Source organism: Methylobacterium sp. WL103 (assembly GCF_008039885.1).
In the GTDB taxonomy this organism is placed as follows: domain Bacteria; phylum Pseudomonadota; class Alphaproteobacteria; order Rhizobiales; family Beijerinckiaceae; genus Methylobacterium; species Methylobacterium cerastii.
The window spans coordinates 1-9,141 of the sequence record NZ_VRUX01000136.1 but is presented as its reverse complement, the minus strand read 5'-3'; the positions used below and the strand labels follow the sequence as shown (position 1 = coordinate 9,141).

At 65.6% G+C, this 9,141-nt stretch carries 10 protein-coding genes and 1 tRNA gene; 6 read left to right on the top strand and 5 right to left on the bottom strand.

The window, feature by feature from the left end; all coding sequences use genetic code 11:
- The 3 genes from FV222_RS10905 to FV222_RS10895 form a co-directional block, all read left to right on the top strand.
- On the top strand, positions 1-237 hold a 237-nt coding region (locus FV222_RS10905), incomplete at its 5' end, for an adenosylcobinamide-GDP ribazoletransferase (protein WP_147814255.1).
- A 50-nt stretch (positions 238-287) separates the two neighbouring features.
- Positions 288-497: a DUF1289 domain-containing protein gene (locus FV222_RS10900; protein WP_246685414.1), complete on the top strand. Its 210-nt coding sequence runs from the start codon at positions 288-290 to the stop codon at positions 495-497.
- On the top strand, positions 494-1,183 hold the full coding sequence (locus FV222_RS10895; RefSeq protein WP_147764525.1) for a TIGR02281 family clan AA aspartic protease: 690 nt from the start codon (positions 494-496) through the stop codon (positions 1,181-1,183). The genes FV222_RS10900 and FV222_RS10895 overlap by 4 nt, the downstream gene beginning before the upstream one ends.
- An 18-nt stretch (positions 1,184-1,201) precedes the next feature.
- Here the strand turns inward: FV222_RS10895 and dusA are convergent, their stop codons facing one another.
- Entirely contained in the window at positions 1,202-2,221 is a 1,020-nt protein-coding gene (gene dusA / locus FV222_RS10890) for a tRNA dihydrouridine(20/20a) synthase DusA (RefSeq protein WP_187277302.1), read from the bottom strand.
- A 326-nt stretch (positions 2,222-2,547) separates the two neighbouring features.
- Here dusA and FV222_RS10885 point away from each other — a divergent pair.
- Positions 2,548-2,624 (top strand) — tRNA-Arg (locus tag FV222_RS10885).
- Here FV222_RS10885 and FV222_RS10880 read toward each other — a convergent pair.
- Both FV222_RS10880 and FV222_RS10870 read right to left on the bottom strand, forming a co-directional pair.
- Positions 2,595-4,262, bottom strand: coding sequence for a recombinase family protein (locus FV222_RS10880; RefSeq protein ID WP_147814257.1), 1,668 nt, complete (start codon positions 4,260-4,262; stop codon positions 2,595-2,597). The genes FV222_RS10885 and FV222_RS10880 overlap by 30 nt on opposite strands.
- A gap of 1,061 nt (positions 4,263-5,323) precedes the next feature.
- Complete coding sequence (locus tag FV222_RS10870) at positions 5,324-5,611, bottom strand: hypothetical protein (protein WP_147814251.1); 288 nt, start codon at positions 5,609-5,611, stop codon at positions 5,324-5,326.
- Positions 5,612-6,146: 535 nt separating this feature from the next.
- Between FV222_RS10870 and FV222_RS10865 the strand changes: the two genes are divergently transcribed.
- A complete protein-coding gene (locus tag FV222_RS10865; protein ID WP_147814249.1) occupies positions 6,147-7,088 on the top strand; it encodes a hypothetical protein in 942 nt (313 codons plus the stop codon).
- Between the two features lie 607 nt (positions 7,089-7,695).
- Here FV222_RS10865 and FV222_RS30680 read toward each other — a convergent pair.
- Both FV222_RS30680 and FV222_RS10860 read right to left on the bottom strand, forming a co-directional pair.
- Complete coding sequence (locus FV222_RS30680; protein ID WP_210248479.1) at positions 7,696-7,878, bottom strand: hypothetical protein; 183 nt, start codon at positions 7,876-7,878, stop codon at positions 7,696-7,698.
- A gap of 50 nt (positions 7,879-7,928) precedes the next feature.
- The gene (locus FV222_RS10860) at positions 7,929-8,159 is read right to left on the bottom strand and encodes a hypothetical protein (RefSeq protein ID WP_147814247.1); all 231 of its coding nucleotides are present in this window, start codon (positions 8,157-8,159) and stop codon (positions 7,929-7,931) included.
- Positions 8,160-8,402: 243 nt separating this feature from the next.
- On the opposite strand from FV222_RS10860, the gene FV222_RS10855 reads away from it, so the two are divergent.
- Positions 8,403-8,651 carry a hypothetical protein gene (locus FV222_RS10855; RefSeq protein WP_147814245.1) on the top strand — a complete coding sequence of 83 codons (249 nt, stop codon included), beginning with the start codon at positions 8,403-8,405 and terminating at the stop codon, positions 8,649-8,651.
- Positions 8,652-9,141: the final 490 nt, after the last annotated feature.

The following is a 9,141-nucleotide window of genomic DNA, read 5'->3' as shown; positions in this document are numbered from 1 at the left end:
ACTCGCGCGACGGCGGGCACCGCCGTCGCGCTCGGCCTCGCCCTGGCGCTGCTCGCCGTCCCGCTCGGCCTGCCCTTGACCGGCATCCTCGCGATGGTGGTGTTGGCGCCGCTCGCGTCGCTCGCCCTCACCTGGGTCGCCCAGCGCAAGATCGGCGGACAGACCGGCGACGTGGTCGGCGCCTGCCAGCAAGTCGCCGAGATCGCCGCGCTGCTGGCGCTGCTCGCCACGGTCTGAGCTTGATCGCCGACCCTTGAAACGGGCATGGACGCGGGATGAACGCGCCTGTGACAACGCCATCCGCCAAAGCTTCGAGCCCGTGCACCAAGGTCTGCGTCCTCGATGGGCCGAGCGGCCTCTGCATCGGGTGCGGCCGGACGCGCGACGAGATCGGCCTGTGGGGCTCCCTGTCCGAGCCGCGCCGCCGCGCGATCATGGCCGGGCTGCCGACGCGTCTCGTGGAAGCCGGGCTCGCGCCCGCGCAGGCGCCCGCATGACGATCCTTGCGCTGATCGCGATCGGCCTCGTGGTGGCCCTGCTCGTGGCCACCGACGGCGGCCGGATCGCGGGGACGATCGAGCCCGATCAGCTCGCCGGCCTCGCCTGGGGCGCCGGCATCCTCGCGCTGGTGGTCGCCGGGTTCTGGCGCCAGTTCGCCGCCGCGCCGGGCAAGAACCTGCAGGCGCTGCTGCTCTGGTGCGGCCTCGGGCTCGCCTGCGTCGTCGGCTACGTCTACCGCGAGCCGCTGCAGGAGATCCAAGCCGGCGTCATGGGCGCCCTGCGCCCGGGCACGCCGGCGATCGGCCCCGGCGGCACCGTGACGATCACCCGCCGGTCGGACGGCGTCTTCGGCGTCGACGCGCGGGTCAACGGGCAGAGCCAGAGCTTCGCCTTCGACACCGGCGCCAGCGCGGTGGTGCTGACCGCGGAGAGCGCCGACGCCCTCGGCATCCGCCCGGAACCCGGCGCGTTCACCACCCGCGTCTCCACGGCGAACGGCGTCGCCTACGCCGCGCCGGCCACCCTCGAGTCCCTCGCCGTCGGCCCGATCACGGAACGGCGCGTGCCGGCGCTCGTCGCCAGGCCGGGCGCCCTCGACGGCAACCTCCTCGGCCAGAGCTTCCTGACGCGGCTCGCCGGCTACGAGGTCCGCGGCGACCGGCTGATCCTGCGCGGGCGCTGACGGCGCCGCGGAGGCCGATCAGACGGCGTCCCGCTCCGGCATCTCGCGGGAGACCATCGCCACCGCGGCACGCAGGGTCGCGAGGTCGGCCGTCGCCTCGACGCCGGCGGTGGACAGATGGCGCCGGTACGCCCGCGCGCCGGGCCGCCCGTTGAACAGGCCGAGCATGTGCCGGGTGATGGCGTGGAGCCGTTCGCCGCCGGCGAGTGTCGCCGCGACATAGGGGGCGTAGGCCTCGACCGCCTCGAACGCGTCCGCGACCGGCGCCGGCGTGCCGAACAGCTCGGGATCGACGGCGATCAGCCCGGCGGGCTCGCCGTAGGCCGCGCGCCCGACCATGACCCCGTCGAGGATCGAAAGGTGCGCCTTCGCCTCCGCCACGGTGGCGATGCCGCCGTTCACCGCGATGGGCAGGGCGGGACGCGCCCGCTTGAGCCGCACCACCCGGTCGTAGTCGAGCGGTGGCACGTCGCGGTTCTCCTTGGGCGACAGGCCCTTGAGCCAGGCCTTGCGCGCATGGACGATCAAGCCGTCGACGCCGGCCGCGACCAGCGCGTCGGCGAGCGCGTCCAGCGCGGCTTCCGGGTCCTGCTCGTCCACGCCGATCCGGCACTTGACCGTCACTCGCACGCGCACCGCTGCCTTCAACGCCGCGACGCAATCACCGACATGCTCGGGCTCCAGCATCAGGCAGGCGCCGAAGCGGCCGTTCTGCACCCGGTCCGACGGGCAGCCGACGTTGAGGTTGATCTCGTCGTAGCCGTAGCCTTCGGCGATCCGCGCCGCCTCGGCGAGGTCGCCCGGCTCGGAGCCGCCGAGTTGCACCGCCACCGGATGCTCGACGTCGGAAAAGCCAAGCAGGCGCTCCCGCGGCCCGTGGATGACCGCGCCGGTGGTCACCATCTCTGTATAGAGCCGCGCCCGCGCCGACAGTACGCGATGGAACGCCCGGCAATGGCGATCGGTCCAGTCCATCATCGGTGCGACGCTGAAGCGCCAGTCCGCGAGGGTGCCGTCCATCTCGGCCGCCGCCTTCATTCGAATCTCATCCCCATCGGGCAAACCCGGCCGCGACCGCTTGGCGGGAGCCGGGTCGCCCAGGCCCGATCCATAGGACGCGCCGGATACCACGCGCGCGTGCTCGCCAAAAGGCGAGCGCCATGGGGTCCGACGGCGCGCGAGCGTTCGGAGGCGACACCCGATCTGCTCCCGAAATGCGTCGCCCCTCCCTCGCTGTGCGCCGCACCAAGTCGATCGCACCGCCGGAGACGATCGCCCCGCTTACCCACTTGCCAAGCGCGGAACGAGCCTCTAGACACCCCCTCGCGACCGGAACAGGCCTTCACCGCCACCCGGTCCGCAGGGCGCCCGTAGCTCAGCTGGATAGAGCACCAGACTACGAATCTGGGGGTCAGAGGTTCGAATCCTTTCGGGCGCGCCACTTCCGTACAGAACTGCGAACACCCGGCGCTGCCGATGATCCGGCGCTAATGACCGCTGTTTCCAGGCTGGCTTTGTCGCCGACGATACGGATGACGTCGGCGCCCACCTCAACACGTTCGACGATGGATTGAAGCCACGCTTTGCGGAACGGGATGTCGCCCGCGGTGACGTTTGCGCGCATCAGTTGGCCAAAACGCTCGATCAGCTCGGACGCGATCTCCGCCGGTGGACGTTCCGCGACCTGGATGCGGTCGAGTGCGGCCTTCGCCTGATCGCGCTCCTGTTTCAGGGTAGCCAGCCGGTCCTTCAGAATCTCGTCGAGGTCGGTCATCCCCTCTTCGACCATCTGGTACAACCGCTTCAGCTTCGCTTCCGCCGTCGTGACCTCCGCGCGCAGTGTGGCGACACGTCCATCGACCTGTGCGGTTTTCTCGTGCCGCATCGTCCACAACGAAGCCAGTGTTGCCCTTAGCCGGTCGGGCTGCAGCAATTCGGTGACGAGATGATCCGTCACCAGCGTGTCGAGCTTGTCCATGGGAATTGTCCGACCGGTGCAACCGGTCTTGCCGATCCGAGCGTTCGTCGAACAGTTGTAATATTTGTGCACGCGCCCGGATTTCGACGTGCCGGTGCGCAGGGTCATCGGACCGTTGCAGACGGTGCAAGTCGCCAAACCGGTTAGTAGGATCGGACCCGTGACGACCCGGGCCGGCATCGCTCGCGGGTTATGGGCCTTAAGAGTGGCCTGCACCGCTTCGAATTCCGTCGTTTCGATGATCGCGGGCACGCTGATCGGGATATGTTCGGTCACCGGTTTCTGGGTCAGCGTCTTCGAACAGCGCTTGTTGAAGCCCCACTCCCCGACGTAGGTGCGGTTTGTGAGGATGCCGTGGATCGTGGCCACGCCGAAGCGCGCACCGAGCCTGGTGCGGAAGCCGCGTTCGTTCAGGTGACAGGTGATCGACTTGATGCCCAACGGGCCGGTTTTGCCATCACCGTGCCGGTACAGGCGGAAGATGAGCTTCACCGTTTCGGCCTCGACCGGATCGACGGCGAGGCGTTTCTTGACACGGACGCCACGCTTCTCAACCTCGTCGAGCCCATAGCCGAGCGGCAACGGCGCGCCGTTGTAAAAGCCCTGGCGCGCGTTCTCCTTCATCGCCCGCAGGACATGTTTGGCGTTCTCCTTCGATTGATATTCGTCAAACAGAGCGATGACTTGACGCATCATCACCTGGGCGGGGTCGTCACCGATCTCCTGCGTAACTGAGATGAGCCGCACCCCGGCTTTGCCGAGTTTGCGTAGGTAAAGTTCCAGCGCGAAGCTATCGCGGAAAAACCGGCTGAAGCTGTGAACAGCGATGGCGTCGTAGGGGTGATCGTCGTCGGTCGCGCGTTCGATCATCTTCTGGAACTCGGGCCGGTTATCATCTGTGCCAGAGGCCCCCGGCTCGACGAACTCACCGACCAGTGACCAACCCTTGCTCGCACAGAAGGCCTGGACCTGCCGGCGCTGATCGGGGATCGACAGATCGCCTTCAGCCTGCCGACCGGTCGAGACGCGGAGGTATCCGCACGTGCGCATCGGACCGTCGGTCGGCGCTAGAGGGCGCACCTTGCGGGTGGGACGGCTCATCGATCGCCTTTCCAGATCCTGGCAGGAGACGTCAGCGGCGGCGAAGGCCGAGGAGAGCAAGCCATCGGCAGCGATCGGCGCGCTGTTCGCGACGCGTGATCCTTCACGCGTGGAAGGCATCGGCTTTTGACCCGCATCATAACTTCATCGCGCGCAGAAGGTCGTCGAGTGCGGAGCCGAGGTAGGTCTCCAGAACTTCGAGTTCGGCTCGGCCGACCGGCACGGGTCGGGGTAGGTCGTCGACGACATCCGTAACGCCGGTCGTCTGGGATAACGCGCATGTGCGGGGTGCACGCAGCGATCTCCCAGATAAACGTTGGGCGCAGCTCTCCTCCGCCCGGGCCAGCTTGGCGACGGGACGCGGACGCTTGGTCTGCTTGGCGCCGGTTACCGCGCCCGATCGTCCTGCCGGCTTCGATGCGCACGAAGCGCAAGCCGCCGGTGGAGCTGAAGTCTCGTACGCCACGCATCACGTGAGGTCCCGCGTTGACCGGCGGCCTGCGCATCCGGGGCTGGCCGCCGGCCAGCGCGGGAAGGTTTGCCTCACCTTCCCCGGCGCGACACGCCGGTGTGGCGGACTGAATGTCGAGCGGCCCTCGACGATGTCCTGCGAACCGATGTGCAAGACGAGGATCACCGCATCTCGACGTGGACGCAAGGCCTTTGGATGACCTTGAACCAGCTCGGCGATGCCGGCCGAGACAGACGTGAGGGTGGCGAGAATGCCTGTAACCTCGCTCGATGGTGAGAAACGGATTGCCCATTTTCGTCGGCGGCGTGTGTAGGATCCTGGCGATGTTGCCAAGGCAACCGGACATCCTAGTCGGTCTCTAGGATGTCATCTTGGATATCGCTCCAACGATCCGATGGCGACCAATCGAGGGGACCTCGGATCGTTGTCTGCAGGCCTCGCCGCCGTCAGTGTGGCTACGACGGACGGGTCAAAACCGCATGCCGCATCCACGCTGCCGGGGATCAGACGGCTTGCGGCTTCAATCGGGCAACGAACATGAGGCGACCCGTGACCCGGCGCCAACTTTTTCGTGTCCGGGCCGTAAAGATCACGAGAAGTGCGCGGAAGCGAAAAACGAGACCTGCCACTGTGACGGCGCGAACAGCGGCAGCGGGGCTACGGCGTACGCCCCAGGCACGACGCGAGCGCCGGTCAGGCGTCGATCGGTTTGCGCGATCAGCGCCTCGGGACTGAGCCCCGAAGGGGCCAGTGTCACACCGATAAGCGTGGCGCTACCCGTTCGTGCCGAGATCTCCCATCGATGCAGATCGGGCGCCCTCGTTGCGCTGATGTGGATTTGGCCGCTCCCGTCGAGGATGGTCGTGACGATCTTCATCGCAACCTCCCTCACAGCTGGCAGGCTCCTGGCGACCGAGCTTCGGTCGATACGGACGGCATGGGGATCGGCGGCTGGGTTGACACAAGACGTGCGTCGACAAATGGTCGTGGGAATCATGGTGATCACCTTTGATGCAGGTGGTTGCTGAGGCCAGGCCGCCCCGTGTTTCCAGCACGGGTGACAACCGCCCCTGTCGAGGGCGGACATCTTGGACCTGCCCCGGCCGTGTCTGCCGGGAATCAAAACGCTGCCTCAGCTGCACCGCGAGTGCAGGTGGCGGATGACGGCAAGGTAGACGTGGCGGCCGGGAGATAGCTTGGGCCTGTGGGCCAGCGGCTTGATGCTCGTCACCGGTCCAGCCGGCAGAGGCCGCTGACTTTCTGATTGGCACCGCTCAGAAGCCCCCACCGCTTTGATCATGGGATCGCTGCACTGGCGCACTTCGGCTTGCGTCAGCTTACCCGGACGGGGATCCAAACTTGGCCGTGGATACTTTCATCGCCCCGGCGACAATGGGTGGTGGAGGTGACCCATGTCGACACAGTTTCTTCACATTAGCTTATACGGACCCCAGCCCCGCAAGGGCGAGCCGGCGTGGGCCTCAATCGGCGGCATCGTGCAAGAAGGTGCGCGTGCACCTGGCGCTGCCCGCCACGTTCCTTATCCGGCGGCCCCGACCATTCTTTATGGCGTCACGCCGATCGAGGTCGGTCGCATTGCCCTAGAACGGGCCGGGCAGGCTCGCGACACCCGCGGCAGGCGACTGCGCTGCGATGGCGCCGTCCTTGTCGCAACGGTGCTGTCCTATCCAGTCCGGCGCGACCTCGTGGAAGATCGCGATGCGCCCGATGCCTCCGACCTCTACAGCGCTTGGCGCGCCGAGGCGGTGGCCTGGTGCCAGTCCCAGTTTGGCGATGCGCTCCTCAGTGTGGTCGAGCATGCGGACGAAGACTATCCGCATCTGCATGCCTACGCTGTCCCGGCCCTCGGTCTCGGCGATCGGCTGCAGCTGGAGGCGATCCATCCGGGCCGGGCCGCACTCAAGAAGGTGGAAGACGCGGGCGCGGACAAAAAAACACAGCGCGCGGCGTATCTCGGCGCAATGCGCGCCACTCAGGATGACTACCACACTACGGTCGGCGCCAAGTTCGGGCATGCCCGGGTCGGACCGAAGCGGGCGCGCCTGGCGAGAACCGAACATCTCGTGCTGCGCGATGCCCAGCAAGGGCAGGCGCGGTTGGAGCAGGAATACGAAGCCGCCCAAGCGCACTTGTATCACACTATGGCGACCGAGCTGACGCAGCGTTTTGCGACCGAGTTGGCGGAGGCGAGACAGCAGACACAAGCAATCGCGCAAGCCCATGACGAGGATCAGCGGCGGATCGCAGCACTTCTTGCCGAGTGTGCACGTTTGCGCGACGTCGTGCAGAGCCTCGAACACGATATCGAACCCAGCGGCGGTTATAGCCGGTAGGGATGGCTGCGAACGGGAGATTAGCCGTGCGTCGAGTGGATTGAGACCATGTCCCAAAGCTATCGACAGAGCCAACCCGGCGAGGCTGATGTCTGAAACTCGAACAACCAGCTCGTGCAAAGGTCCGGGTCGAATGGAAAGCTGCCTTTCGACAGCCGCACGCTAAATGACGGCTTTGCGCCAGGAGCGGAAGTTGGCCGCCCACCCGAAAGCGGACGCACTGCTTTCGACCCAACTTCGCCTTTGAGGAGCTCCAACCTAAAGCTCGAAAGCAGACATCTCGCAACGAAGCGGTCGCTACACGGCAACCATGCTTGTGCGCCGACGACGGAGGGAAAATTCACCCAGAGGCAGTCGAGCAGAGATCAACGGCCTCAAGTTAAGGCACCTCTTCCCTCGGGGAACGCTCACTGCGCGGCGCATAGAGTGAGAGCCCTTCGGCTTTCTTCGCTTGGATGCGTTCGCGAAGGGACACTGCCCGCTGTGCAATGGCAGCGGCATCGCATCGGCGGCAGGGTCCACCGCGACCGGCGGCCTTACAGTCGGCGGGATGCTGGCATGTACGGCGTGGCATGACGGCGAGGAACAGTCATATCGCTGTCGGCAGTTAGGCCCTGGACGCCAAGGCGCAAGCCTTGGGTACGGCGCCTTCGTCCGAAAGGGCTTCCAGCTCTCTCAGGCTCAGGATGCGGCCGTCCGGTCCCGTGATGGTAACGTCAGTCAGCTTGCTCTGGATCAGGTCACGGTTCTTGCGCACAGCCCATTCCGGCGTCGGACAGTTGTAGGTCACTGTGCCGTTCTTCGAGAGACCCCGAACGATGTAGAGTGGGCGCTCTACCATCACAAGTCGATCCCTGCGGCCCCAAGGATGGCGCGCTGCTTGATGATGCCTATGCGATGCGAACGGACCACATGCTCAAACTCAGGGACCAGCGGATCGCCACCATCTCGGAGCGCGGAGATCGTCTCCGAAAACGCGGATAGCACCGTCTCATCGAGGATGACGTTCAGGGCCGTCCGGTCGCGCAAGCGCTGGCAGGAAAAGTTCTCAACGGGGTTTTGGTACGCCATGGCGCATCAACCAGCCTGTCCCAGGTTCGGTTCGGTGACGACCGTTCAAAAACGTTGCCGGCGACCCGCCTATGGAGGGGGCAAGCAGCGTCGCCGCGGCTGATCGAAGGGGAATCCGTCGGCTGCTAATGCAGGAGGAATAAGACGCCTAGCGTGTTTCAAAGGCGTAGCTGCAGCATTTCACTTAAGTTGTGGCGTCAGCCAACAGAACCTAGGAGAGTGCTGCTTTCTGAGGAGAGCCACATGTCTCGCTACGTCATCGATAGCTGTGACGATGAACACTTGATCCTTGGCGACGAGGGCATTGCCTTCGATACCCTGGAAGATGCTCGCACGGCCGCGTTGGCAGCCCTTCCGGATATGGCTCGGGACAAGCTGGCCACTGGCGATCATCGGACCTTCTCAACCGCCGTGCGAGACATGGACGGTACGGTATTCTACCGTGCGACCCTTACGCTCGCGGACGAATGGCTGAACGCGCCGAACAGATAGCCTCCCCTTATTCAGCCTCATGAACTGCAATCAAGCTGCTCCTTTTTAATTTTTGGATTGCTGGCGCGCAATGTCTTGACCGATCTGAAGCAGCAGTAGGCGCATCAGAATCTGCATTTCCGGCATGTCGTAAGCTTTGATGTCTTCGTAGATGTCGAGGCAAGCCTGGGCTGGCCGCCGGAAAGCTGACGTTCAACCTTCAGCTCAGGCCGGCACCGCGATCTGCTTTCCCACGAAACAGAGGTGGGCGGCCTCTGCAAAGGCGTGCCGTTTGCCCGCTATTCTCGCGTAGGCAGCCTCGTCGATATCACGCAAGCGCGGACGGGCCGCCGAGGTTCTAGGCGCGGTGCCCGCTCCCCTCGGTCATCCCTGCTCCAGTAGGTTCGTGAAGTTCGCGACGATCCCGGGCATCCGGCTGCCCTTTCGGGACGAGGCCATCAACCGGACACGGTAGCGAGCGCCGTTTTCCCCCTCAATCGTCCGCTCGGAG

Coding starts and splice junctions, on each gene's coding strand:
- FV222_RS10895 (WP_147764525.1), top strand. CDS start 494: ATGACGATCCTTGCGCTGATCGCGATCGGCCTCGTGGTGGCCCTGCTC.
- dusA (WP_187277302.1), bottom strand. CDS start 2,221: ATGAAGGCGGCGGCCGAGATGGACGGCACCCTCGCGGACTGGCGCTTC.
- FV222_RS10880 (WP_147814257.1), bottom strand. CDS start 4,262: ATGAGCCGTCCCACCCGCAAGGTGCGCCCTCTAGCGCCGACCGACGGT.
- FV222_RS10870 (WP_147814251.1), bottom strand. CDS start 5,611: ATGAAGATCGTCACGACCATCCTCGACGGGAGCGGCCAAATCCACATC.
- FV222_RS10865 (WP_147814249.1), top strand. CDS start 6,147: ATGTCGACACAGTTTCTTCACATTAGCTTATACGGACCCCAGCCCCGC.
- FV222_RS10860 (WP_147814247.1), bottom strand. CDS start 8,159: ATGGCGTACCAAAACCCCGTTGAGAACTTTTCCTGCCAGCGCTTGCGC.
- FV222_RS10855 (WP_147814245.1), top strand. CDS start 8,403: ATGTCTCGCTACGTCATCGATAGCTGTGACGATGAACACTTGATCCTT.